At 67.0% G+C, this 24,481-nt stretch carries 25 protein-coding genes and 1 tRNA gene; 13 read left to right on the top strand and 13 right to left on the bottom strand.

Annotation, left to right across the window (positions count from 1 at the left end; all coding sequences use genetic code 11):
• The 4 genes from JHD80_RS07265 to JHD80_RS07250 form a co-directional block, all read left to right on the top strand.
• Nucleotides 1-1,507 (top strand): hydantoinase/oxoprolinase family protein (locus JHD80_RS07265; RefSeq protein WP_199085705.1); only part of this gene is annotated, 1,507 nt, incomplete at its 5' end.
• Between the two features lie 10 nt (nucleotides 1,508-1,517).
• On the top strand, nucleotides 1,518-3,218 hold the full coding sequence (locus tag JHD80_RS07260) for a hydantoinase B/oxoprolinase family protein (protein ID WP_199085704.1): 1,701 nt from the start codon (nucleotides 1,518-1,520) through the stop codon (nucleotides 3,216-3,218).
• Nucleotides 3,215-4,240, top strand: coding sequence for an Ldh family oxidoreductase (locus JHD80_RS07255; protein WP_199085703.1), 1,026 nt, complete (start codon nucleotides 3,215-3,217; stop codon nucleotides 4,238-4,240). The genes JHD80_RS07260 and JHD80_RS07255 overlap by 4 nt, the downstream gene beginning before the upstream one ends.
• A 309-nt stretch (nucleotides 4,241-4,549) precedes the next feature.
• Entirely contained in the window at nucleotides 4,550-4,909 is a 360-nt protein-coding gene (locus JHD80_RS07250) for a hypothetical protein (protein WP_199085702.1), read from the top strand.
• Nucleotides 4,910-4,972: 63 nt separating this feature from the next.
• On the opposite strand, the gene JHD80_RS07245 is transcribed toward JHD80_RS07250, so the two are convergent.
• From JHD80_RS07245 to JHD80_RS07220, 6 genes are all read right to left on the bottom strand, one after another.
• A tRNA-Ile gene (locus tag JHD80_RS07245) sits at nucleotides 4,973-5,048 on the bottom strand.
• A gap of 123 nt (nucleotides 5,049-5,171) precedes the next feature.
• Nucleotides 5,172-7,580: a methyl-accepting chemotaxis protein gene (locus JHD80_RS07240; protein ID WP_199085701.1), complete on the bottom strand. Its 2,409-nt coding sequence runs from the start codon at nucleotides 7,578-7,580 to the stop codon at nucleotides 5,172-5,174.
• Between the two features lie 314 nt (nucleotides 7,581-7,894).
• A complete protein-coding gene (locus tag JHD80_RS07235) occupies nucleotides 7,895-8,302 on the bottom strand; it encodes an acyl-CoA thioesterase (RefSeq protein ID WP_199085700.1) in 408 nt (135 codons plus the stop codon).
• A 75-nt stretch (nucleotides 8,303-8,377) separates the two neighbouring features.
• Nucleotides 8,378-9,616 (bottom strand): MFS transporter, encoded by a 1,239-nt coding sequence (locus JHD80_RS07230; protein WP_199085699.1) that lies wholly within the window; start codon nucleotides 9,614-9,616, stop codon nucleotides 8,378-8,380.
• A 184-nt stretch (nucleotides 9,617-9,800) separates the two neighbouring features.
• Nucleotides 9,801-10,361 carry a type 1 glutamine amidotransferase domain-containing protein gene (locus tag JHD80_RS07225; protein ID WP_199085698.1) on the bottom strand — a complete coding sequence of 187 codons (561 nt, stop codon included), beginning with the start codon at nucleotides 10,359-10,361 and terminating at the stop codon, nucleotides 9,801-9,803.
• A 79-nt stretch (nucleotides 10,362-10,440) separates the two neighbouring features.
• Entirely contained in the window at nucleotides 10,441-10,728 is a 288-nt protein-coding gene (locus JHD80_RS07220) for an HlyU family transcriptional regulator (protein ID WP_199085697.1), read from the bottom strand.
• A 236-nt stretch (nucleotides 10,729-10,964) separates the two neighbouring features.
• Here JHD80_RS07220 and JHD80_RS07215 point away from each other — a divergent pair, with 236 nt between their 5' ends.
• Complete coding sequence (locus tag JHD80_RS07215) at nucleotides 10,965-11,216, top strand: DUF2798 domain-containing protein (RefSeq protein WP_199085696.1); 252 nt, start codon at nucleotides 10,965-10,967, stop codon at nucleotides 11,214-11,216.
• Between the two features lie 4 nt (nucleotides 11,217-11,220).
• Here the strand turns inward: JHD80_RS07215 and JHD80_RS07210 are convergent, their stop codons facing one another.
• On the bottom strand, nucleotides 11,221-11,646 hold the full coding sequence (locus JHD80_RS07210) for a secondary thiamine-phosphate synthase enzyme YjbQ (protein ID WP_199085695.1): 426 nt from the start codon (nucleotides 11,644-11,646) through the stop codon (nucleotides 11,221-11,223).
• A complete protein-coding gene (locus JHD80_RS07205) occupies nucleotides 11,646-12,257 on the bottom strand; it encodes a LysE family translocator (protein ID WP_199085694.1) in 612 nt (203 codons plus the stop codon). The genes JHD80_RS07210 and JHD80_RS07205 overlap by 1 nt, the downstream gene beginning before the upstream one ends.
• A 118-nt stretch (nucleotides 12,258-12,375) precedes the next feature.
• Here JHD80_RS07205 and JHD80_RS07200 point away from each other — a divergent pair, with 118 nt between their 5' ends.
• Together JHD80_RS07200 and JHD80_RS07195 are read left to right on the top strand one after the other, a co-directional pair.
• Complete coding sequence (locus JHD80_RS07200; RefSeq protein WP_199085693.1) at nucleotides 12,376-12,720, top strand: ArsR/SmtB family transcription factor; 345 nt, start codon at nucleotides 12,376-12,378, stop codon at nucleotides 12,718-12,720.
• Nucleotides 12,717-13,199, top strand: coding sequence for an SRPBCC family protein (locus JHD80_RS07195; RefSeq protein ID WP_199085692.1), 483 nt, complete (start codon nucleotides 12,717-12,719; stop codon nucleotides 13,197-13,199). Before JHD80_RS07200 ends, JHD80_RS07195 begins: the two co-directional genes overlap by 4 nt.
• Nucleotides 13,200-13,259: 60 nt before the next feature.
• Here the strand turns inward: JHD80_RS07195 and JHD80_RS07190 are convergent, their stop codons facing one another.
• From JHD80_RS07190 to dnaG, 3 genes are all read right to left on the bottom strand, one after another.
• The gene (locus JHD80_RS07190) at nucleotides 13,260-13,787 is read right to left on the bottom strand and encodes a T6SS effector amidase Tae4 family protein (RefSeq protein WP_199085691.1); all 528 of its coding nucleotides are present in this window, start codon (nucleotides 13,785-13,787) and stop codon (nucleotides 13,260-13,262) included.
• A gap of 169 nt (nucleotides 13,788-13,956) precedes the next feature.
• Entirely contained in the window at nucleotides 13,957-15,966 is a 2,010-nt protein-coding gene (gene rpoD, locus JHD80_RS07185) for an RNA polymerase sigma factor RpoD (protein WP_199085690.1), read from the bottom strand.
• A 195-nt stretch (nucleotides 15,967-16,161) separates the two neighbouring features.
• Nucleotides 16,162-18,066, bottom strand: coding sequence for a DNA primase (gene dnaG, locus JHD80_RS07180; protein ID WP_199085689.1), 1,905 nt, complete (start codon nucleotides 18,064-18,066; stop codon nucleotides 16,162-16,164).
• 123 nt (nucleotides 18,067-18,189) lie between these two features.
• Between dnaG and JHD80_RS07175 the strand changes: the two genes are divergently transcribed.
• On the top strand, nucleotides 18,190-18,465 hold the full coding sequence (locus tag JHD80_RS07175; RefSeq protein WP_199085688.1) for a type II toxin-antitoxin system VapB family antitoxin: 276 nt from the start codon (nucleotides 18,190-18,192) through the stop codon (nucleotides 18,463-18,465).
• A complete protein-coding gene (locus tag JHD80_RS07170; RefSeq protein WP_199085687.1) occupies nucleotides 18,462-18,851 on the top strand; it encodes a PIN domain-containing protein in 390 nt (129 codons plus the stop codon). Before JHD80_RS07175 ends, JHD80_RS07170 begins: the two co-directional genes overlap by 4 nt.
• Nucleotides 18,852-18,872: 21 nt before the next feature.
• Here JHD80_RS07170 and JHD80_RS07165 read toward each other — a convergent pair whose 3' ends face one another.
• Nucleotides 18,873-19,340 (bottom strand): GatB/YqeY domain-containing protein, encoded by a 468-nt coding sequence (locus tag JHD80_RS07165; RefSeq protein ID WP_248311427.1) that lies wholly within the window; start codon nucleotides 19,338-19,340, stop codon nucleotides 18,873-18,875.
• A gap of 161 nt (nucleotides 19,341-19,501) precedes the next feature.
• On the opposite strand from JHD80_RS07165, the gene carA reads away from it, so the two are divergent.
• The 3 genes from carA (at nucleotide 19,502) to JHD80_RS07150 (ending at nucleotide 22,295) form a co-directional block, all read left to right on the top strand.
• Nucleotides 19,502-20,710 (top strand): glutamine-hydrolyzing carbamoyl-phosphate synthase small subunit, encoded by a 1,209-nt coding sequence (gene carA, locus JHD80_RS07160; RefSeq protein ID WP_199085686.1) that lies wholly within the window; start codon nucleotides 19,502-19,504, stop codon nucleotides 20,708-20,710.
• Nucleotides 20,711-20,910: 200 nt separating this feature from the next.
• Nucleotides 20,911-21,723: a prephenate dehydrogenase gene (locus tag JHD80_RS07155; protein WP_199085685.1), complete on the top strand. Its 813-nt coding sequence runs from the start codon at nucleotides 20,911-20,913 to the stop codon at nucleotides 21,721-21,723.
• Nucleotides 21,724-21,869: 146 nt separating this feature from the next.
• Nucleotides 21,870-22,295, top strand: coding sequence for a group III truncated hemoglobin (locus JHD80_RS07150; protein ID WP_199085684.1), 426 nt, complete (start codon nucleotides 21,870-21,872; stop codon nucleotides 22,293-22,295).
• A gap of 111 nt (nucleotides 22,296-22,406) precedes the next feature.
• On the opposite strand, the gene JHD80_RS07145 is transcribed toward JHD80_RS07150, so the two are convergent.
• A complete protein-coding gene (locus JHD80_RS07145; protein ID WP_199085683.1) occupies nucleotides 22,407-23,339 on the bottom strand; it encodes a LysR family transcriptional regulator in 933 nt (310 codons plus the stop codon).
• Nucleotides 23,340-23,430: 91 nt separating this feature from the next.
• On the opposite strand from JHD80_RS07145, the gene JHD80_RS07140 reads away from it, so the two are divergent.
• A complete protein-coding gene (locus JHD80_RS07140; protein ID WP_199085682.1) occupies nucleotides 23,431-24,339 on the top strand; it encodes a DMT family transporter in 909 nt (302 codons plus the stop codon).
• The last annotated feature ends 142 nt before the right edge of the window (nucleotides 24,340-24,481 follow it).

Genomic DNA, 24,481 nt, shown 5'->3' with positions numbered 1-24,481 from the left:
CTCGTCGCTGCTGCCGGGCGTCGCGATCACGCTGGCCTCCGACATTTCGCCCGAGATCCGCGAATACGAGCGCATGTCGACGACCGCGCTCAACGCCATGCTGGTGCCGATCGTGCAGCGCTACACCGACCGGCTCGCCGGCCGCATGAAGGAGGAATTGCCGGAGGCGCAGGTCTATCTCGTGCAGTCCAATGGCGGCGTCTCCGGCCTCGCCAAGGCTGGGCGCGAACCGGCCCGGCTCCTGCTCTCCGGCCCGAGCGGTGGGGCTGCGGCGGCCAAGCGCCTCTCGGCCGAGCTCGACGAGCCCAACCTCGTCGCCGTCGACATGGGCGGAACCTCCTTCGACATCTCGGTCGTCCATGACGGCGCGGTCGCCATGGTCAACGAGGGCGAGGTCGACGGCCTGCCCGTGCGCCTGCCGATGATCGAAATGCGCACCATCGGCGCCGGCGGCGGCTCGATCGCATGGGTCGACGAGGGCGGTCGCCTGCGCATCGGCCCGCATTCGGCCGGCGCCGATCCGGGCCCGGCCTGCTACGGAAAGGGCGGCACGCAGCTCACCGTCACCGACGCCAATCTCCTGCTCGGCCGCTTGGACGGAGCGAGCTTCATGGGCGGCGCCATGCCGCTCGACCGCGAGGCCGCGCGCAAAGCCGCCGAACCGATCGCCGCGAAGCTCGGGTTCACCGTCGACCAGGTCGCGGCCGGCGTGATCGACGTCGCCAATTCCGCGCTGGCGACGGCGACGCGCCTCTCGCTCTTCGAAAAGGGCATGGATCCCGAGGATTTCGCGCTGCTCTCCTTCGGCGGGGCGGGCGGCGTCCATGCCTGCGAGGTCGCGGAGGAGCTCGGCATCCGCCGGGTCGTCTTCCCCGCCCATGCCTCGACGCTCTCGGCCTGGGGCATCCTCTGGTCCGACATCGCGCATGATCTCAGCGCCACGCAGATCGGCCTGCTGACCGATCTGGCCCCCACGCTCGCCGAAACCTCGAAGCGGCTCATTGCCGACGCCGCAGCGTTGCTCGCGGAGGACGGCGTGCCGGCCGAGGCGCAGCGCTTCGAATGGGCGCTCGACCTGCGCTATGCCGGCCAGGCCTTCGACCTGCGCGTGCCGCTCGATGCCGCCGATTTCTCGCCGGCCGGCACCGCGAAGGCCATCGCCGCCTTCCACGCGCTGCACCGCCAGCGCTTCTCCTATGACGAGCCCACCGTGCCGGTCGAGATCGTGGCGTTGCGTCTCAAGGCGATCGGCGGCCTCGCCAAGCCGGTGCCTTCCCATGCCGAGATCGAGCATGCCGAGCATGCCGGCCGTAGCCGCCCGGTCCATGGTCGCGGCGGCCCCGTCGCAACGCCGGTCTGGGACCGCGACGCGATCGGCCGCACCGAGGCCGTCGCCGGCCCCGCCATCGTCGAGGAACCCTACACCTCGATCTACCTGCCGGCCGGCTGGACGATCCTGACCCATCAATCGGGCGCGCTGATCGCCGACCGCACTGCCAGCCATTGAGGATGCCGACATGACCGCTTCTCACGGGCCCATCGACCCGATCCGCCTCGAAGTCATCCGCAACGCGCTCGTCGCGGCGTCCGAGGAAATGAGCATCACGATCTGGCGCACCAGCCGCTCGACCGTGGTGCGCGAAATCCTCGATTTCTCGACCGCCGTCTTCGATGCTCAGGGTAACAACATCGCGCAATCCGCGCGCATTCCCGTCCATCTCAACTCGATGTCGGACTGCCTGCGCACGATCCTCGATCGCTTCATCCCGCTGGAGCAATGGCAGGACGGCGACGTGATCGTCACCAACGATCCCTATTCCGGCGGCCAGCACCTGCCGGACATCCAGACCTTCCGCCCGGTCTTCGTCGATGGCAGGCGCGTCGCGATCGTCGGTACGCTCTGCCACCATGTCGATGTCGGCGGCGGCGCGGCCGGCAGCTACTATGCCGATGCCACCGAGATCTTTCACGAGGGCATCCGCATCCCGCCGCTCAGGCTCGTCGACAAGGGCGTGCTCAACAGCGGCGTCTTCGAGATGCTGCTGCACAATCTCCGCCAGCCCGACGAGACGCGCGGTGATCTCAACGCGCAGATCGCGGCGCTTGGCATCGGCGAGCGCGCGGTCGCGCGCATGGCCCGCAAATTCGGCACCGCCGCGCTCACCGCCGCCATGGCGGCGATCCTCGACGGCTCGGAAGCGATGATGCGTGCCGCGCTCAAGGCCCTGCCGGACGGCGAGGCCTCCTTCGTCGAGCTCGTCGACGATGACGGCCAATCCGAAGAGCCGATCAGGCTCGCGGTGAAGATCACCAAGACCGGCGAGACCATCGCGCTCGATTTCGAGGGTTCGAGCCCGCAGGTGCGCGGCCCCGTCAACAACACACCGGCGATGACCCATTCGGCGGTGTATTACGCACTGCTCGCGGCTCTGGGTGGCGACATCCCCGCCAATTCCGGCTGCTACCGGCCGGTGACGGTCAAATTACCGGCGGGCAGCGTCGTCAACGCGGTCTTCCCCGCCCCGGTCGCCGGCCGCATGGTCGTCAACCACCGCATCGCCACCGCCGTCTTCGGTGCGCTCGCCGCGATCATGCCGGAGCGCATCCCGGCGGCCTATTACGCCATCTCCTATGTCTACGCGCTGCAGACCACCAATCCCCAGGGCAAGCGGCAGGTCTATTTCGACATCGAGGTCGGCGGCTGGGGCGGCCATGCCGGCGGCGACGGCGCCAGTGCCCTCTCCTGCGGCCTGCACAACAACACCAATGCGCCGATCGAGATGGTCGAGGCCAAATACCCGGTCACCTTCACGAAATACGGGCTGATCCCGGATTCGGGCGGCGCCGGCACCTATCGCGGCGGCCTCGGCCTCGTCCGCGAATGGCGGCTCGATGCCGCCGAGGGCACGCTCTCGACCAATTTCGAGCGCTTCCGCCACGCGCCCTACGGGCTCAAGGGCGGCGAACCGGGCTCGCTCAGCCGCACGACCGTGACGCATCCCGACGGCTCGACCCTCGCGCTGCGCTCGAAAGTCTCCGGCATCCCGCTAAAGCGCGGAGACGTCGTCACCATCGAGACCTCCGGCGGTGGCGGCTATGGCGATCCGCGCGGACGCGATCCCGAACGGCTCGACCGCGACCTCGCCGATGGGCTCGTCACCCAGGACGCCGCCGCAACCCGCTATCGCCGCTCTCAAGGAAAGGACGTAGCCGCATGACGACCGCCGCCGCCCACGACGCCGTCACCCTGAGCCTGGCCGAAGTCGAGGCCCTGACGCGCGCGGCCCTGCTGGCCTGCGGCGTCGATCCCCTCAACGAGCCGGCGATCACGGCCTCCGTGGTCGCCGCCGAAGCCGAGGGCATCCATAGCCACGGGCTCGCCCGCCTGCCGACCTATTGCGAGCATGCCAGGGTCGGCAAGATCGACGGCAAGGCGCGCCCCGTTCTGGACAGCCCGAGGCCGGGCCTCCTGCGCGTCGATGCCCGCTGCGGCTTCGCCCATCCGGCGATCGATTTCGGCCTGCCCGCGCTCTGCGACGCTGCGAAAACCCAGGGTATCGCCGCGCTGGCGATCACCAATTCCTATAATTGCGGCGTGGTCGGTTATCATGTCGAGCGCATCGCGGCGCAGGGCTTCCTCGCGCTCGGCTTCGTCAACGCACCTGCGTCCATCGCACCGATGGGCGGCACCAGGCCGGTCTTCGGCACCAACCCGATCGCGCTCGCCGTGCCGCGCGCCGGCCGCGAGCCGCTCGTGCTCGACCAGTCCTCCAGCGTCGTCGCCAAGAGCGAGATCGTCGTGCATCAGCAGCGCGGCGAGCCGATCCCGCTGGGCTGGGCACTCGACAATGACGGCAACCCGACGACCGACCCCGATGCCGCTCTGGCCGGCGGCACCATGGTCCCCGCCGGCGGATACAAGGGCGCAGGGCTCGCGCTGATCGTCGAGCTTTTCGCAGCATGGCTGACCGGCGCCAATCTCTCGATCGATGCGTCCTCCTTCGCCGACAACCTCGGCGGCTCGCCGCGCACCGGCCAGTTCTTCATCGCGATCGACAGCGGCGCCACGGCCGGCCCGGACGCGACCGCGCGCCTGGAACATCTGTTCGGCGCGATCCTGGAGCAGGAGGGCGCGCGCCTGCCGGGCGAGCGGCGCATCAAGGCGAAGCAGCGGACGGCCGCGCAAGGTGTCACCATCGCAGCGGCGCTGCTCCAACGTCTCCGGAGCTACGCCGCCTGACCGCCTGGAGCGTGCTGATTCGTAGGGAACCACTGCGTCATCCCGGACAAGCCGCGAAGCGGCGCCGATCCGGGATCCGTCGTAGGGTACCGCGCTAGGATGGGTTCCGGGGCAAACCCGGAATGGCGGCATGCTTCCGCAAAAAGGAGCCGGGCTCCAGAGGGCGGCTCAGGCGGCAACCGGCAGTGGGGGCGCGGCAGCCGAAAACCCACGCTTGTCGCCACCACCAAGATGAACGCCAGCGAACAAATCCGTTCAGGCGGCGTTCCCTCTCCGGATGCTTCAATCATTGAAGCAAAGGAGAATGCCATGCGTCGGTATGTTGTCTCTGCCCTTCTCGGTGCCGGCCTCGCTGTCGCAGCGGCGCAGGCTCAGGCGGGCGAAACGCTCCCGCAGGACATCGCGCAGCGTTTGGACAAGGCGCCCGTCGCCTTCTCGATGAGCGAGGCGAAGCGCGAGCGCCTGATGATCATTCAGGAAAACATGTCCCGCCAGGGCTACTATGGCGGCTATAGCGGTTATCGCAGCTATGGTGGGTATGGCGGCGGCGGTTACGGCGGCGCCTACAGCCATCCGGGCTACGGCGATGCCCCCGGCTATGGCGGCGGCTACGGCTACTATCAGCGACCGCCGCTCAGCGGCCTCGAACGCGGCTATTACGGTCGCTGATGGCCGATCAGGCGGCCAAAGCTCGGCTTGAGCAGTCTGCTGACGCCCGGCACACTGGGATAATGGTGGGCCGGGCCGGACTCGAACCGGCACCGGCGCTGTTATGAGCAGCGAGCTCTAACCATTGAGCTACCGGCCCACTCCTCGCCTAGCATCGCCGCTGCCCGGCAAGCAAGGCACATCAGGCGGGAATCGAAAGGGCCTCCCGGCATGCCGGGAGGCCCTGTTCCGTTCTGGCAGGCGAAATGCCCCGTTCTTCGCGTCAGGCTGCCGCAGCGTGCCGGCGCTCGCCATGTTCCTCCGCCGCATGGCCCTGGCGGAAGGTGAAGCGGCCGATATGCTCGGTCAGCGCACGCGTCTGCTCGTCGGTCAGCGCGAGCGCGGCATTGGTCTCCTCGACCAGCGCGGCGTTCTGGTGTGCCATCGTGCCGATGCCGTCGATCTCGGTATTGATCGCCGAGACGTCGCTCGCCTGGTTGCGGGCGGTCTGCGAGATGCCGTTCATCAGCCCGGTGAGTTCGTTCACCGAGGAGACGATCGCGCCGAACATCGCCGAGGTTTCCTCGACCAGGCCGACGCCGACCTTGACGTCGCCATGCGCCGCCTCGACGAGCTTCTTGACGTCGTTCGAAGCATCGGCCGAGCGCTTGGCGAGGCTGCGCACCTCGGTCGCGACCACCGCGAAGCCCTTGCCGGCATCGCCGGCCCGCGCCGCCTCGACCGCGGCGTTGAGCGCCAGCAGGTTGGTCTGGAAGGCGATCTCGTCGATCATCGCGATGACCTCGGAAATCTTGCTCGAGGACTGGCGGATGCGCTGCATCGCTTCCAGCGCCGAGGCCACGACCTTCTCGCCCTGCTGCGCGCGCTCTTCCGCGCCCTGCGCCATGCCGGTCGCCTGGGCAGCCTCGCTCGCGGTCTTCTTCACCGTGCCGGCAAAGGCGCCGAGCTGGTTGGTCGCCATCGAGACGGCATTGCTCTCCTCGCTGGTGCGCTCGGCGAGATCGGTGACGCCGTCGAGAATCTCGCTGGTCGCGCTGCGGACGGCCGAGACCGTCTCGGCGAGGCGCGCGAGCGTGCTCTCGAACTCGTTGGCCAGCATGTTCGTGCCGTCCTTGAGCTCGGCGAAGGCGCCCTGATACAGTCCCTCGATCCGGGTCGAGAGATGACCGGCCGACAGCTCCGCCAGCACATCGCAGGTCTCCGACAGGCCGGTCTGCACCGTCTCCAGCAGCGTATTGACCGAACCGGCGAGCGCATTGAGCTCGGGATCGGCGAACTGCGCCGCGACGCGCTGGGTGAAGTCGCCGGCAGCGGCGGCCGCGACGACGACGCCGAAGGCCTCGCCCAGTTCGCGCATCATCTCGCGGCGCTGCTCCTGCGCCCGCGCCTCGTCCTCGACCTTGGCCAGCTCGGCGGCGCGCAGCGCCACCGCATTGTCGCGGAACAGAAGGACGCTTTTCGAGATATCCGAGATCTCGTCATTGCCCTTGGTGTCGACCACCGTCTCCAGCGCGCCGTCGGCGATCGCCTTGGTCGCGGCCCAGAGCCGGTTGAGGCGGCCAATGATCATCGGACGGACGAAGAGGAAGGAAAGCGCCAGCGCCACCAGCAGCGAGGCGATGCCGATCGCGGCGAGCGTGTACTCGCTGCGCTCGATCATGGCCTTGGTCGAGTCGCGCCCGGCGATCGCGCCGCCGCGGGCGGAAGAGACGAGCTCGCCGACCTCTCGGCGGACCTTGTCGGCCGCCTGGTCGAGGTTCTTGAGGCCCGCGACGATCGCGGCCTGCGTCGCCAGATCGCGCTCGCGGATGGCGACCAGGCCGCCGGCGCCTTCGCCGAGATCGGTCACGGCATTGACCGCCTGGCCGCGCGCCGGATTGGCCTGCAGCATGTCCGCCGCGGCAAGGAGGCCGCGGACCTGGCCGAGCTGCGCCTTGAGGCGCGACTTGGCGATCTCGAGCTTCTCGGTGCTGTCGACCTGGGAGATTTCGCGCAGCAGGCCGACCGTCTCGCTGATCTGGAGCTGGAGCGCCTGGGCGGTCTGGAGCGAGGACAGGTCCTTGTCCAGCACCTTCGAGAGCGCGGCGTCGAATTCGCTGCCCGAGAGCTGCGCCGCACTGGTGATGTTCATCTTGACGTTGAACTGGGCGTCGGACGTCTCGAAATCGGCCATGGCACTGAAGCCGTCGCGGGCCTTCGACAGGGCGGTAAGCGCCGTCGCCGTGTCGGCGGCGTTGCGCAGCCGCTCCCCGGTCAGGTCGTTGATGTCGTTGATCTGGCGGGCCAGCTCGTCGATCGCGGCTTGCGGCTTCGACTTGTCGACCTTGCCCTGCTCGGCGATGCGCCGCAGCAGATCGAGCTGGCGGGCCTCGACGCCGTCGAGATCGCCGGTCAGGCTTGCGCGCTGCTGCAGGGTCGAGACCTCGCTGAAACGTGCCGCCAGCGCGGTCGACTGGGTCGCGGCCTGCGAAAGCTCGAGAGCGAGCTCGACCACCGGCATCTTCTGGCTGACCAGATCGTCGACCGTCTTGTCGACGCTGTCATAGGAGAACCAGGCGACCGAGGACGAGACGATGGTCAGGGCCGTCATCACGCCGAGCGCGGCATAGATCCGGGGCGCGATACCGATCCGCAACGGCTTGCCCTCACGCACGGGCTTGGCTTTCGTCATGAAGTCGTACTCCGGAATTCACGCAACGCTGGAGAGGAGTTCAAAAACAGGAAAACTACCCGTTCAGGATTGCCCTGAACCGAACCGACCATCCTGCAGTCATGGGAATCCCCTCCCTCCCCCGGCATGAAAGCCAGGCGGCTGGATCCGCATGCGGCGACGAAAAGGCCATGAAAGTCCCCTGGCCGGGGCTTGTCCCCCCGGTCTGGAGCGCAGCATCGTCCAAGTGCGCTTAAGGAACGTTTAAAGTGGATTCTTTTGAATCACTCGCGCAGCGACGGGATTCACTTGACGTTAGAGGAGGTTAAGTTCCTTTAACCTTCAAGCTTAGGCACCGGCCTGGGCCGCCCCTCCTCGTCGATCGCGACGAAGGTGAAAGTGGCCTCGGTGACCTTCTCGTGCAGCGTCGTGCGGAAGCGCTTGGCCCAGGCCTCGACATGGATCTTCATCGAAGTCCGGCCGACGGATTCGATCTCGGTATAGACGCTGAGCACATCGCCGACCTTGACCGGCCGGAAGAAGGTCATCGCATCGACCGCAATCGTCACCACGCGTCCCTGCGCCCTGTCGACACCGGCGATGCCGCCGGCCTGGTCCATCCGCGACATCACCCAGCCGCCGAAGATATCGCCATTGGCATTGGTATCGCCGGGCATGGCGATCGTGCGCACGGTCAGCGCCCCGCGCGGGGCTTCCTCGGGTTCGTCGGCGGCAGGGCTCATGGGCATCCTTCAGGCAGGCGGGGAATCCGCTCAGCCGATGATGCTGGCGCTATGGCGACGGCGCAAGCGGCCTGCTCAGCCGGCGACCTGAAGCGGCGGCGCGGGCCGTTGCCGGGCCCTCAGCATCAGCCAGCAGACGATGCTGAGATTGACGAGGTTCCAGGCGAGCCCGTTGAGGAAGGCCATCCGGTACGAGCTGAAATAGTCGAAGATCACGCCCGAGAGATAGCCGCCGAAGGCCATGCCGAGCACGGTGACCGACATCACCAGCCCGATGCGCACGCCCGCCTGCTTGGCCGGAAGATATTCGCGGATGACGACCGCATACATCGGCACGATGCCGCCCTGAAACAGGCCGAAGATGCCGCTGACGACATAGAGCGACTGCAACCCGTCGAACCAGAGATAGAGAAACAGCGCCACGCCCTGCATCAGCGAGCCCAGCGCCAATGTCGCCGCGCCGCCGATCCGGTCCGAGACAAAGCCGGAGCCGATGCGGCTGACGATGCCGAGCAGCATCATCAGCGAGAGCATTTCGGCGCCGCGCGCGACGCCGTAACCCAGGTCTCCGCAATAGGCGACGATATGCACCTGCGGCATCGCCATGGCGACGCAGCAGGCGAAGCCGGCGACGCAGAGCAAAAGCTGGAGCTGCCCGGCGCTGAGCCCGAGATCGCCGCGCGCGCCGGCGCTGCTCGCCTCGGCGGCAGCCATGGTTGCCGCCGTCGGCTGGCGCCGGAAGAACGGCGCGAGCGGCAGCAGGACCACCAGCGTGACGACGGCGATGCCGAAATGCGTCGCGCGCCAGCCATAATTCGCCATGCCCCAGGTGATCACCTGCGGCCAGAACACGCCGGCGAGATAGCTGCCCGACGCACCGCAGACCACGGCGAGGCCGCGGTGTCGACGGAACCAGTGCGACAGGTCCGAGATCAGCGGCGAGAAGCCTGCGGCGCTGCCCATGCCGATCAGCAGCCCGTGCGCGAGCGCGAACTGCCAGAGCGAATGCGACATCGCCGCCGCGGAATAGCCGGCCGCCAGCAGGAATGCGCCCATCACGATCGGCACCATGATGCCGTAGCGATCGGCGACCCGGCCCATGATGATGTTGCCGGCGCCGAAGCCGAGCATGGCGAAGGTATAGGGCAGCGAGGCCCCGGCCCGCAGCGTCCCGAACTCGCCCTGCATCGCCGGCAGCACGACGACAACCGACCAGGAGCCGACGCAGGCGATCGTGCCGACCAGCAGCGCGACGGCGAGCCTCAGCCAAGCATAGGACGAATCGGGTTGGTAGCGGTCGGCGTCCTGGGACATGCTTCCTCGGCGGCCATATCTTGGAGATGGCTCTTCTCCGGGCAGCTTTAGCGCATGGAACCTGCCGGGCAAGCGCGCCGGAGGCAGGGCAGCCGCGCGATCGCGGCGGGCCGACAAGACGAAGCATCCGCGGCCGATGGACCGCGGATGCCATGTCTTGTCGTGGTTTGAGATAAAGTTGCCGTCAGGCGGCGCGGCGCTCGTGGCGGCCTTCCTTAACCTCCTCGATGATCTTGGCGACGAAGGCCGGCAGGTCGTCGGGTTTGCGCGAGGTTACGACGCCCTTGTCGGTGACAACCTCGCTGTCCTCCCAGCTTGCCCCGGCATTGATCAGGTCCTGCTTGATCGTCTTGTAGGAGGTGACCTTGCGGCCCTTGGCGATGCCGGTATCGATCAGCAGCCACGGGCCGTGGCAGACGGCGGCGACGACCTTGCCCTGGTCGAAGAAATTCTTGATCAGGCTGAGCGCCTTGTCGTTGCCGCGCAGCGTGTCGGGGTTCATCTGCCCGCCGGGCAGCACGATCGCATCGTAGTCGTTGGCGCTGGCCTGATCGAGCGTGCGATCGACCGCGACGGGCCGGCCCCAGTCCTTGCCCTGCCAGCCCTTGATCTCGCCCGCCTCCGGCGAAACGATGTCGACGGTGGCACCGGCCTTCTGCAGGGCCGCATGCGGCACGTCGAGCTCGGATTGCTCGAATCCATGCGTCGCGAGGATGAGAATCTTCTTTCCGGTGAGATCGGCCATGGCGTTCTCCTGATCGTTGGGATGTGATCAGGAAACCCTTGGACTGCAGAACCGTTCCCAAAAAACCGCAGGCTGTCGCTCAGCGGAAGACGCGGTCGCCTTCCATGTCGACGATCTGCTGGCCCTTCACCAGGGTGAAATCGGCGGCTTCGGCCTGCCCCGGAAAACGGTCGGCCCGGATGAAGCGGTGGCTCTTCGTCTCGCCATCCACGACCTTCTCGATCACGCCGCAGAGCTGGTACTGCCCGCCTTCCTGATAGGGCGTGGCATGGATGGTGAAGCCGTTATGCTCGATGCTCTTGACCGGGCCGGCGGGCTTGTCCTCGGCCGGCTTGCGGCCACCGAACAGCGATTTCAGGAAGGACATGGCGGGCGCTCCTCGAACCGGGCGTCAGGGCTATGCCGGACAAGTAGCCCCGACGACAGTCGCTGCCAACCTCCGAACACGCCAGAAATCGCTTGGCAGCGGCAGCAGCTTTTCCTATGCAGCCGCGATCGGGCCTTCGTCCCGTTCGTAAGCGTCTCACGTCAGGCAACGCATCCCTTCGGCGCAAGCCGATTCGGATGCGTCCGAACGGCCTGCACCTTGCGAAAGCCTGACTTATGTCCAGCTCTACCTACCCGCGCCTGCCCGCCCGCTACGCCGGCGTGATGATGCCCTTCTTCCTGTCCATCCTGATGACCTTCGTCGTCTCCGGCATCTCGACCCTGAAGGCCCTCGGCCTTACCGCCGAATTCCTCCAGACCTGGCCCGGCGCCTGGGCCCTGTCCTGGGTCGTCGCCTTCCCGACATTGCTCGTCGTGCTGCCGGTCGTCCGGCGCCTCGTCGCGCTCGTGGTGGCGCCGCCGGCCTGACCTCTCAAGCCGAGAGGTGGAGGGCGACCTCGCGCCGATGCGGTCTCTGGCGGTGCTCGAACAGATAGATGCCCTGCCAGGTGCCGAGCACGAGACGCCCGCCCATCACCGGAATGGACAGCGAGACCGGCGTCAGCGCCGCCTTGATATGGGCCGGCATGTCGTCCGGCCCCTCGTCGCGATGGACGAGATAGGCCATCGCCGGATCATCCGCCGATGGCACCAGCCTCCGAAAGAACGCGTCGAGATCGCGGCGCACATCCGGATCGGCATTCTCCTGGATCAGGAGCGAGCAGGAGGTGTGCCGCACGAACAGCGTCAGCAGCCCGCTGGTCTCGCCGCCGGCCTTGACGAAGGCGATGGCGCGGTCCGTGAACTCGTAGAGCCCCGGCCCGCGCGTCTCGACCGTCAGGATCGTCTGCCGCGCCATCAGCGCTCGGTCAGCGCGAGCTTGGCGCCGAGCCCCACGAAGGCGGCGGCGAAGCTCCGGCGCAGCCAGGCCATCACCGCCGGGCGGCCGATGACCTTGTCGCGCATCGCCGCGGCGAAGAGCCCGTAGAGCGCGAAGACGATGAAGGTCATCGCCATGAACACGCCGGAGAGCTCCAGCATCCGCGCCATCGGGCTCGCCTCGTCCGCCGCGATGAACTGCGGCAGGAAGGCGACGAAGAAGATCGAGAGCTTGGGGTTGAGCAGGTTGAGCGCCAATCCGTCGCGCAGCACCAGCCAGGCCGAGCGCGCATCCGCCTTGGTCTCGACCTTGAGCGCACCATGCTCCCTGAGCGTCTGCCAGGCCATGTAGAGCAGATAGGCGACGCCGGCATATTTCACGATGGCGAAGGCGAGCGCGCTGGCATGCAGCAGCGCCGCGATCCCCATCATCGCGGCGATCAGATGCGGCACGATCCCGATCGTGCAGGCGAAGGCCGCGAGCACGCTCGCCCGCGAACCGCGCGTCAGCCCGGCAGCGATGGTGTAGATCGCTCCCGTTCCCGGCGAGGCGACGATGATCAGCGAGGTCAGCAGGAATTCGGGGGACATGGGCGCCTCCAAAAACGGGATGCGCAGGAAGCCCTCTCCCGCGGGGAAGATCAAGCTCCCGCGGCACTCTCAAAACTTAGGCATTGACCTAAGTATTTCCGCCACGCTATCGAAAGCCATGGTCGCCCCACAGCCTGCCCTCGACGACACCTTCCGCGCGCTGTCCGATCCGACGCGTCGCGCGGTCGTCCAGGCGCTCGGCCGCGGGCCGGCCTCGGTCAGCGAACTGGCGAAGCCCTTCGAGATGGCGCTGCCGAGCTTCCTGCAGCATCTGAAGGTGCTGGAGGATTGCGGCCTCGTCGCCACCCGCAAGACCGGGCGCGTGCGCACCTGCACTTTGCGGGCGGAACCGCTCGCCGCGGCCGAACACTGGCTGGAGGCGCAGCGCTCGCTCTGGACCAGACGCCTCGACCAGCTCGACCGGCTGGTGCTGCAACTGAAGGATCAGGAGGACAATCGATGACCGATACGCATGCGACCGCTTTCGACCCTGCGCTGGACCTCGAATTGCGGCGCGAGACCGATGTGCCGCCTCGCCTGGTGTGGCGCGCCTGGACGGAGCCGAAGCTGCTGATGCAGTGGTTCACCCCCGCGCCCTGGAAGACGACCGCCTGCGAGCTGGACCTGCGCCCCGGCGGCCAATTCCACACGGTGATGGAAGGGCCGAACGGCGAGAAGCACGACAATAACGGCTGCGTGCTGGCGGTAGTGCCGGAAACCTTCCTGCTCTTCACCGATGCGCTCGGCCCGGGCTTCCGCCCGATCGAGGGCGGCTTCATGACGGCCTCGATCACGATCGAGCCGACCGCGACCGGCACGCTCTACATCGCCCGCGCCTATCACAAGGATGTCGCCGGCAAGCAGCAGCACGAGCAGATGGGTTTCCACGACGGCTGGGGCAAGGCCTGGGAACAGCTGGTCGCGCTGGCGCGGACTCTGTGAGGCAGGTCCGGCACGGCCATATGAAAGGGCGCCGCTGGCGCCCTTTTCTTTTGGCAAGCGCTACCGCGCCTTCCAGAAGTAGAGCTGGCCCTCGTGGCTGTTGCCGCTGAGCAGATATTCCTCCGCGACCATGTTGATGCCGTTGAACAGATCCCAATGATCGCCGTTCACGCGCTGGAAGAACAGGAACGACGTGCTCTTGTCCCCCTCGGTCTGGTAGCAATCCTCAAGGTAGAGCACGCCCTTCTTGCCGATCACCGAGCGCCAGACATTCTTGGAGACGCCCTGGACATCCGGCTCGCCATAGACGCGGCGGACGCGAGGCTCGAGCTCCGCCGCCCGGATGAAGAAGCTGGCGCTGAGCGTGCTCAGCGGGCGCGCGCCGCCTACAGGCCCGGCATCGGCATTCACCCGGCTCGCGACATCAGCCAATTTCTCGATCGTCGCATCGTCCTCCGACGGCGTCAGCCGCAGCGTATAGCCCATGCAGATGGCACAGCGATTGGTCGCGTCGCCGACCGCCTTCTTCGCCCAGGGGCGGACCGTGGCAAAGCGCTGGGCAAGGGCATCGTAGGTGAAGGGGAGCACAGGCAATCTCCTGGGTCGCAAGGCGGCAGCAGACTGACCAGCGACTGTGACTGCCGCGTCCTACGTTCAAAGGAGGGTTGGACCGGCGAAGCGCTCAAAGAAAAACCCGCCTCCACAAAGTGGAAGCGGGTCTTGTTTGCAACCGGCCGAAAAACGGCCGCGCAGCCGATCAATTGTCGAGGAAGCTCCTGAGCTTCCGCGAGCGGCTCGGGTGCTTGAGCTTGCGCAGCGCCTTCGCCTCGATCTGACGGATGCGCTCGCGGGTGACGCTGAACTGCTGGCCGACCTCTTCGAGGGTGTGGTCGGTGTTCATGCCGATGCCGAAGCGCATGCGCAGCACGCGCTCCTCGCGCGGCGTCAGCGAGGCCAGCACGCGGGTCGTCGTCTCGCGCAGGTTCGACTGGATAGCGGCGTCGATCGGCAGGATCGCGTTCTTGTCCTCGATGAAGTCGCCGAGATGCGAATCCTCCTCGTCGCCGATCGGCGTTTCCAGCGAGATCGGCTCCTTGGCGATCTTCAGGACCTTGCGCACCTTCTCCAGTGGCATGGCCAGCTTCTCTGCCAGCTCCTCAGGGGTCGGCTCGCGGCCGATCTCGTGCAGCATCTGGCGCGAGGTCCGCACGATCTTGTTGATCGTCTCGATCATGTGGACGGGGATGCGGATCGTGCGGGCCTGGTCGGCGATCGAGCGGGTGATCGCCTGGCGGATCCACCAGGTCGCATAGGTCGAGAACTTGTAGCCCCGGCGATACTCGAACTTGTCGACCGCCTTCATCAGGCCGATATTGCCTTCCTGGATCAGGTCGAGGAACTGCAGGCCGCGGTTCGTGTACTTCTTGGCGATCGAGATCACGAGGCGCAGGTTCGCCTCGATCATCTCCTTCTTCGCCTGACGGGCCTCGCGCTCGCCCTTCTGGACCATCAGCACGATCTTGCGGAATTCCTGGATCTCCAGGCCGGTCTCGGAGGCGAGCGTGTGCACCTCCTCGCGCAGCTGCTTGATCCGCTCCAGCTCCGCCGCGACGAACTCCTTCCAGCCGCGCGAGCCGAGCTTGGAGACGCGCAGAACCCATTTCGGGTCGAGCTCGCCGCCGACATGCTGCTTGAGGAAGTCCTCGCGGCCGACGCCATAGCTCTCGGCGAGGCGCAGCAGGCGCGTCTCATGGCCGATCAGGCGCTTGTTGATGTCGTAGAGCTGCTCGACCAGCGCCTCGATGCGGTTGTTGTTGAGCGAGAGCGACTTCACCGCGGTGATGATGTCGTCCTTGAGCTTCTTGTACTTGCGGTCCTGCGACGGCGAGAGCTTGGTGTTCTCCAGCCGGTTGGCGATGTCCTGGTCCTGCAGGCGGCGCAGCTTCTTGTAGTCGTCGGCGATGGCGTTGAAGGTCTCGAGCACGCGCGGCTTGAGCTCCGCCTCCATGGCCGAGAGCGACACGTTGTTCTCCATGTCGTCGTCGTCCATGTCCGGCGGCGTCTCGCCCTCCGGGGTCTCGGCCGGCTCGGCTTCCTCGGCCTCTTCCTCGCCGGCGACGACGGGGTTCTTGCCGTCGGGGCCGGCATAGGTCGCTTCGAGGTCGATGATGTCGCGCAGCAGCACCTTGCCGTCGACGAGCTCGTCGCGCCAGATGATGATGGCCTGGAAGGTCAGCGGGCTCTCGCAGAGTCCCGCGATCATCGCCTCGCGGCCAGCCTCGATGCGCTTGGCGATCGCGATCTCGCCCTCGCGGGAGAGCAGCTCGACCGAGCCCATCTCGCGCAGATACATGCGGACCGGATCGTCGGTGCGCTCGGTCGGCTCCAGGTTGCGCTTGGTCTCGACCGGCAGGGTCTGGCGCGAGGCGTCGACCATGTCGCCGCCCTCGGGCTCTTCCTCGTCGCCGCCGCCGTCCTTGCGGGCCGCGCGCTCCTCGCCGGCCGCTTCCGGATCCTCGTTGTCGACGACGTTGATGCCCTGCTCGCTGAGCTGGCCGAGCACGTCCTCGATCTGCTCCGAGGAGAACTCCTCGGAAGGCAGCACTTCGTTCAGTTCGTCATAGGTGACATAGCCGCGCTTCTTCGCGAGCTTGATCATCCGCCTTACGGCCTGATCGGTCAGGTCGAGCAACGGGCCGTCGGTAGTCGGGGGGGCATCCGGCGCGACCTGATCGGTCTTTTCCCGTTCGCTCGCTTTAGTCGCCATCAATCAGCGCTCCGCACTCGCACCGGGGCATGGCCGAGACAGCCATATACCGACGCATAAAAGGGCGGCGCGACCGCAGGCCCGGCGCGCTCACCCACCCAAATCCAGTTGCAGATGGCACCAGACGTCGTTGACGAATCGTGAACCACCCCACAGCTTGCGCGCATCAGACTAGCGTCCACCACTCGCTGGCTATCAATCCTCGGACATGGCCTCGGTGCCTTCGATCGTCTCGAGGCGGGCCTTCACGTCCTTGATCCAGGCGAAATTGGCTTCGGTCGCATCGTCAGCCAAGGCGCGCTCGGCTGCTCTCAACTCGCTATTTAGCGTTCGTGCGCGATGATGCAAGACGATGGCCTGATGAATCGAGTCGAAAACCGATTCCGGATCAGCATCTTGCGCGAGCTTGCGCCGCTCCGCCGGCCCAGTGACCGCCATCAGATGCCCCCGCGCTTCCTTGACTCGCGGCTGCGCCAGCCGATTCGCCAGCGTCTCGCGATCGAGCGTGTCCTCGACGGAATCGAGCAGCGCCTGCCGGAAGCGCTCGGCCGCCGGCCCGTCCAGCGACAATTCGGCGATCTCGTCGGCACAGCGCAGGAGGAGATCGGGATGGCACGCCAGCGCCAGCAGGATGAAGGCCTCGCGCTGGTCCTCGCCGCGCAGCTTCGCCACGAGGCGCGATTGCGTCAGCGCGCTCGACGCCTTGAGCGGCCCGGCGAGCCAGGGCGGCACCTGCCGGCCGAACCCGCCGCCGCGCGCCGATCCCCCACCGCGTCCGCGCTGGAAGTTGCCTTGCCCTCCGCCACCACGCTCCTGCCGCGCCGGGGCGGCGCTGGCGAAGAGCTGCGCCAGGCGCTCGTCCATCTCGCGACGGTAGTGCTTGCGCGTGGTCTCGTCGCGAATCTGCCCGAGCGGCTCCTTCAGGCGGCGTTCGAAGGCGGCGCGCCGCTCCGGCGTATCGAGCGGGCCGGCCTCGACCTCGCGCTGCCAGAGCATGTCGACGAGCGGACGTGCCGCCGCGACCACCTCTGCGATCGCCTGCCGCCCGCCCGAGCGGGCGAGGTCGTCCGGGTCCTGCCCGTCCGGCAGCAGCGCGAAGGAGAGCGACTTGCCCGGCTCCAGCATCGGCAGCGCGATATCGATCGCCCGGCTCGCGGCCTTGCGGCCGGCCTTGTCGCCGTCGAGGCAGATCACAGGCTCGTCGGCCATGCGCCAGAGCAGGCCGAGCTGGTCCTCGGTCAGGGCGGTGCCGAGCGGCGCCACCGTCTGCGGGAAGCCCGAAAGCGACATGGCGATGACGTCGACATAGCCCTCGACCACCACGACCTGTCCGGTGTCATGCGCAGCTTTGCGAGCATTGTGGTGGTTGAACAGCAGCGAGCCCTTGTGGAAGAGCGGCGTCTCCGGCGAGTTCAGGTATTTCGCCGCGACCTCCGAGCTCATCGCCCGCCCGCCGAAGGCGATGACCCGCCCGCGGGAATCATGGATCGGGAACATCACCCGGTCGCGGAAACGGTCATAGGGCACGGCGATCTCGTCGCCATGCACGAGCAGCCCCGCCTCCATCATCAGTTCGGCCGGAACGCCCTTCCCCGCCAGATGGTCGCGCAAGGCGAAACGATCGGCCGGACCATAGCCGAGACGAAAGCGCGTACGCGCCTCGCCGTCGAGCCCGCGCGTCGCGAGATAACGCCTCGCTCCACCGCCGCGATCGCCCATCAGTTCGGCCTCGAAGAATTGCGCCGCGAGCTCCACGACCTCGTGCAGCCCCTTGCGCTTCTCCTCCTGGACCTGCGCTTCCGCCGTGATCTTCGGCAGGATGACGCCGGCCTCGGCCGCGAGCTTCTCCACGGCCTCCGGGAAGGAGAGCCCCTCGGTCTCCATCACGAACTTGAAGATGTCGCCGTTCTTGCCCGACGAGAAATCGAAGAAAGACGCCTTCTGGTCGTTGACGAAGAAGGAGGCCGTCTTCTCCGCGTTGAAGGGGGACAGGCCCTTCCATTCGCGCCCGGCCTTCTGCAAGCGCACGCGCTTGCCCACGACCGCCGAGACAGGCAGCCGCGCCTTGATCTCCTCAAGGACGGAGGGCGGGAATTTCATGGGGCTCTGTCTGGACCCTGCGAAGCCGCTTGCCAACCGCCAAGACGCCTCGGCCCGAGCTTATGGACCATATCCACAGCGCACCCCATCTGGTAAAGAAAATCGTCGAAAAGGAAGAAAGCCATGGCCCTCAACATCAAGGACCGCGAAACCGAGGAGGCCGTGCGCCTGCTCGCGCGTCGTCGTGGCCTGAGTTTGACGGAAGCCGTGCGCCAGGCCGTCAGGAGCGAACTCGGCAAGGATGAATTGTCCGAGGAGGAAAAGGCCCGGCGGGTGGCGGAAGGCAGGCGCAAGCTCGACGCGCTCTACAAGAAATACGATATCAAACCGACGGATAAGTCGATGACGAAGCAGGAGATGGACGACGCGATCGGCTATGACGAGAACGGCTTCTGGTGAACCTCGTCATCGATACGTCGGCAGTGGTCGTATGCTTGACGGGTGAGGCTGAGCGCCTCGCCTTTGTCGATCTCATACAGACCTCGCGGCAGAGGCAAATGACGGCCGTCAACCTCCTTGAAGCTCGCCTCGTCCTGACCTTCACGAAGGGACTGCCCAGCACGGCTGTCGATGATTTCATCGCCGATTACGGCGTCGACATCATCCCCTTCGACAAGCCGCTCTCTGATCTCGCCTTCGAGGCCTATGGCCGCTACGGTAAGGGCCGCCACCCGGCTCGCCTCAACATGGGCGATTGCGCAGCCTACGCGCTGGCGAAAGCGCGCGGCTGGCCGCTGCTCTACAAGGGCGGCGATTTCTCGGAGACGGATGTCGAGCGGGCCTGAGGCCCGCCCGCTGCCGCCATCTCAGCCGCCGAGCGCGGCCTTCACCATCGGGCTGACCTTGCCGAAATCCATCTGGCCGGCATAAGCCGCGCGCAAGCTGGCGATGACCTTGCCCATGTCCTTGACAGCGGTCGCGCCGGTGTCGGTCACGGCCTTGTCGATCGCGGCCTTCACCTCCTCGTCCGACATCTGCTTGGGCAGGTAGGACGAGATCACCGCGACCTCGACGCGCTCGCCCTCGGCCAGTTCCGGGCGGTTGTTGGCGTCGTAGATCGCGATCGATTCCTGGCGCTGCTTGATCATCTTCTGGAGCACGCCGAGGATCTCGTCCGCCGTCGCTTCGCCCTTGCCGGCGCCCCGCGCCTCGATGTCCTTTTCCTTCAGCGCGGCGCTGATCAGGCGGATCGCCGCGACCTTCGCCTTCTCGCCGGCCTTCATCGCTTCCTTCATGTCGGCCGTGAAGCGTTCGCGCAGGCTGGTCATCGTCATCGTCCTTTTCTCTTGCTTCTTTGTCCTGTGCGGCCTGCACCAAGCTTGATTGACGGGCAGCGCCCGGCTCTTTAAGGCTCGCGTTCCAGACCGGCGGAGTGGATTGCTGCAGCCCCGCCCCCGCATTTTGCCGCTCGCGCGGCCTGGATCGAGACATAGACATGACCGCTCCCGAAGGAAACCCCGCCGCCAGCGGCTGGACCGAACCGCGCGCGACCGCGCTCCTCGTATTGGCCGATGGCACGGTGCTGGAAGGCTTCGGCCTCGGCGCCGTCGGCGAGGCACCGGGCGAGGTCTGCTTCAACACGGCGATGACCGGCTATCAGGAAATCCTGACCGACCCGTCCTATGCCGGGCAGATCATCACCTTCACCTTCCCGCATGTCGGCAATGTCGGCGTGAACGAGGAGGACACTGAAACCGTCAACGCCGCGGCGTCCTCCGGCGTGCGCGGCTGCGTGCTCCACGCCGCCATCACCGAGCCCTCGAACTGGCGTGCCAACCGGCATTTCGATGCCTGGCTGAAGGCTCGCAACATCGTCGGCATCTGCGGCGTCGACACCCGCGCGCTGACCGCGCTGATCCGCGACAACGGCATGCCGAATGCCATCCTCGCCCATAGCCCGGACGGCGTCTTCGACATCGAGCGCCTGAAGAAGCAGGCGGCCGGGCTGCCTTCCATGGCCGGGCTCGACCTCGTGCCGCTCGTCACCGCCGCGCAGCGCTACGACTGGGACGAGACGCCCTGGATCTGGCCGGCCGGCTACGGCAAGCGCGACGGCAGCAACTTCAAGGTCGTCGCCATCGATTACGGCGTGAAGCGCAACATCCTGCGCCTGCTCGCCAAGGCGGGCTGCGACGTCACCGTCGTGCCCTCGACGGCGACGGCCGCCGACATCCTGTCGCTCAATCCGGACGGCATCTTCCTCTCCAACGGCCCGGGCGACCCGGCGGCGACCGGCGAATATGCCGTGCCGGTGATCAAGGAACTGCTCGAGAAGAAGGTCCCGACCTTCGGCATCTGCCTGGGGCACCAGATGATGGCGCTCGCCATCGGCGGCCAGACCATGAAGATGAAGCAGGGCCATCACGGCGCCAACCATCCGGTGCAGGACAAGACCACCGGCAAGGTCGAGATCGTCTCGATGAACCACGGTTTCGCAGTCGATCCCGCGAGCCTGCCGGCCAATGCGGTCGAGACCCATGTCTCGCTCTTCGACGGCTCGAACAGCGGCATCGCGTTGACCGACCGCCCGGCCTTCAGCGTCCAGCACCATCCGGAAGCCTCGCCCGGCCCGCAGGACAGCCATTACCTCTTCACCCGCTTCACCGAGCTGATGGCGGCCGAGAAGGCGAAGAAGGCGGCCTGAATTGTCCCGCAGGCTGGTTTTCCGATTGACCGCGCCCGGGAGGCGCGGTTTAAGCAGCGCATGACCAGCCTGATGGCCCTCCAGCGCAGCTATTACGCCCCGTCCTCATAAAGGCGGTGGCATTCCCATGTTCAACCGCCGCGCTGGCGGTTGAATTCAGGCAGATCACCCGGCATCGCGGCTCCCACCGGACCAGAGCGATGTCTTCGAAAATCAGAACGATCTCCACCATCGGCATCATGGGCTTCGGCGCCTTCGGGCAGTTGATGGCTCGTCATCTTCAGCCGCATTTCGCGCTGCGCGTCTGCGATCCCGGCAACGCTTCTGCGGCCGATGCGGCTGGCAAGGGCTTGCAGCCGGCGACCGCCGCCGAAGTCGCAACTTGCGATCTCGTGATCCTTGCCGTGCCTGTACCGGCGATCCCCGAAGCGATCGCGGCTCTGCGCCCCCATCTCAGGGCCGGCGCCATCGTGCTCGATGTCGGCTCGGTCAAGATCGGCCCGGCCCGCGCGATGCAGGCGGCACTGCCCGACGATGTCGAGATCATCGGCACGCATCCGCTCTTCGGCCCGCAAAGCGCCCGCAACGGGCTCGCCGGCCTCAAGATCGCGCTTTGCCCGATCCGCGGGAGCAGCACGCCGCGCATCGCGGCCTTCCTGCGTCGCGTCCTCAAGCTGAAGGTCATCGTGACGACGGCTGACGCCCATGACCGCGAGGTCGCGATGGTGCAGGGCCTGACCCATCTCATCGCCAAGATCCTGGTCCGCATGGAGCCCCTGCCCCGGACGATGACCACGGCGAGCTTCGATCTGCTGATGCAGGCGACCGAGATGGTCCGCTACGACGCGCCCAATGTCTTCATGGCGATCGAGCGCGCCAATCCGCATGCCAAGGCGGTGCGCGACCGCTTCTTCGCGCTGGCGGAGGAGATGCGGCTGTTCCTGGAGCATGGCGATGGCCGGCAAACCGGATTGGCCGCGACGCCGACCGATAGCGAGCTTCTGACTGTCTAATCAAAACGCTGGTCGTCCCGGGCGACCGCAGGGAGACCCGGGATGACATGCGTGAGCGCTTACACGAGACCTGCGACGCTGGCGGACCTATCCATCCAGCCCCGCACTCGCCATATCGGATGCAGCCAATTCCCGACCACGCGACGATGACCGACAATCCCCTGCTCTATCCGGGCGCCGCCCATCCCGATCTGCGCGAGCCGATGATCGCGGAGCTCGTCCGCACGTTTTATGCGCGGGCCCGGGAGGACAAGCTGATCGGCCCGGTCTTCGCGGCCGCCGTCGAGGACTGGGACCACCATATCGGCAAGATCACGGATTTCTGGAGCGGCGTGATGCTGCGCACCGGCCGCTACGATGGCCGCCCGATGCGCCCGCATCTGATCCTGCCCCTGGAAGGCCAGCATTTCGACCGCTGGCTCGATCTGTTCGAGATCACTGCCCACGAGGTCTGCCCGCCAGAGATCGCGCAGGCCTTCATCGTCCGGGCGCGGCGCATCGCCGACAGCTTCGAGATGGCCCGCGCCAGCCAGCGCGGCGAGGTTGCGGCACCACGACACAGCTTGCGGTAAATGCAGACCGTCATTCTCGGGCTTGCCCCGAGAATCTCGGGCCGAAAGAGGCTCCGACGCCCGCTGGTCATGAGATGCTCGGGTCAAGCCCGAGCATGACGCACGAAAGAGCTACGCTGCCCGCGCCTCCCGGCTCAAAAAACCCTCGATCTCTCCCCGATCATTTCCCGCCTCCCGCGCGATCCGCTCGGCCAGCGCCGCAGCCGACGGCCGGAGCACACCCAGTGGCCGGTCGAGCCAGTAGGAGACCGGGTTCAGCGCCTCGCGCGCATCGACCCTGACGATCCGCCCCACCGCCAGTTGCTCGCGTGCCAGCGGCGGACGCGCCAAGGCGATGCCGAGCCCATGCGCGGCGGCATCGAGCACGAGATTATAGTCCTCGAAACGCCGATCCTGCGGGCGCGGGCGATAATCCAGCCCCTGTGCCGCGAACCAGGCTTTCCAGCCGGCAGCATCCGAGTCATGGATCAGCGGCTGTGCAAGCAGGCGCTCAGGTGCACCCTCACCAATAGCATCGGCGAGCGTGGGCGAGGCGATCGGGAAGCACCATTCCTCGAACAGCTTGAGCGAGAGCCGGTCCGGCGCGCCGCCGCGCCCGCAGCGGATGCCGAGGTCGACGCCCTCCTCCTCGAAATCCACCTTGCGATGCTCGACCTGCAGCACGATCCGCAGCGACGGCGTCCCCGCTTCCAGCACGGCCAGTCGCGGCATCAGCCAGAGCGCGCAGACCGAAGGCGGCGCGCTGACCCGAACCACCGAGGCGCCGCGCGCCTCGCGCCAGCGCTCGGACGTGTCGGCGATCAGCGCGAAGGCCTCCTGCGTGCGCTGGAGCAGGCGCTGGCCTTCCGGCGTCAGAGAAACACCGCGCGCCTGCCGCAGGAAGACGCGCAGGCCCAGCCAGTGCTCGAGCTTGGCGATCTGCCGGCTGACGGCACCATGAGTCAGGTTCAGCGCCTCCGCTGCCGAGGAGAAGCTGCCGGTGCGCGCGGCCGCCTCGAAGGCGCGCAAGGTGTCGAGCGGCGGCAGGTTCGAGCTGTGATCCATTCTCACAGCTCATGCGCGAATTGTTCGTTTGTCAATCAGCTCGCCGAGGCGCTTATCGGGAGCAACCTCTCGTCATCGATGGATCGACGCCATGTCCTCCTCAAGCTGCGTTTCCCCCACCCTCGCCGCCTCAGGCTCCCAGCGTCTCGATCCGACGCTGGTCTTCACCGTGACCTTCACGGTCATGGCCTGGGCCTCCTCCTTCCCCGCGATCCGCGCCGGGCTCGCCGGCTTCGGCCCGGCCGAGATGGCCGCCCTGCGCTTCGCGCTTGCCGGCGCGCCAGCCGCGCTCTTCCTCATCCTGACGCGGGCGAAGCTGCCCGAGCTCGGCGATATCTGGCGCTTCCTCGTCGGCGGCGTGATCTTCATCGCCGGTTACGCTCTGCTGCTGAATTTCGGCCAGCGCGTCGTGCCGGCGGGCCCGGCCGCCTTCATCATCAACACCAACCCGATCATGACGGCCGTGCTCGCCATGATGATCCTGGGCGAGCGCTTCAGCCTGACCGCGTGGCTCGGCACGGGTTTATCCTTCGCCGGCATCGGCGTCATCGCGCTCGGCAAGGGGCTCGATGTCGAGATCGGGTTGAGCGTGCTCTTGATCCTCGGCGCGGCCTTCTGCAACGCCATCACCACCGTCGTCCAGAAGCCGCTCTTCGCCCGCTACAAGCCGCTCCATGTCGCCGCTTGGAACATGGCGATCGGCGGCTTCGTGCTGCTGCCCTTCCTGCCTTCGGCCATCGAGCAGGCTAAAGCCGCGCCAAGCGTCTCCTTCTGGTCGGTAGTCTATCTCGCCGTTGTGCCAAGCCTGATCGCCTACGGCACCTGGGCGATCACGCTCTCGCGGCTGCCGGCCGCCCGCGCCTCGAATTTCCAATATGCCGTGCCGCCCATGGCGATGCTGATCGGCTTCTTCTGGCTCGGCGAAGTTCCCACGATCTTCGGCCTGATCGGCGGTGCGATGGCGCTCGCCGGGGTGGTGGTCGTCAACCTGAAGCGCTGAGCGCGCCCGACGCGCGAACCGCCAGCCGTCATCCCGGGCAAGCGCAGCGCAGACCCGGGATCCATCATAGGGCTCCGCGCTCTACGATGGATCCCGGATCGGCGCCGCTTCGCGGCTTGTCCGGGATGACGTTGCGCGTGTG

The sequence above is a fragment of the Allobosea sp. ASV33 genome (assembly GCF_016428755.1).
Classification (GTDB): domain Bacteria; phylum Pseudomonadota; class Alphaproteobacteria; order Rhizobiales; family Beijerinckiaceae; genus Allobosea.
Note: the sequence above shows the minus strand (reverse complement) of the source record. Positions and strands in the feature narration are given on the sequence as shown.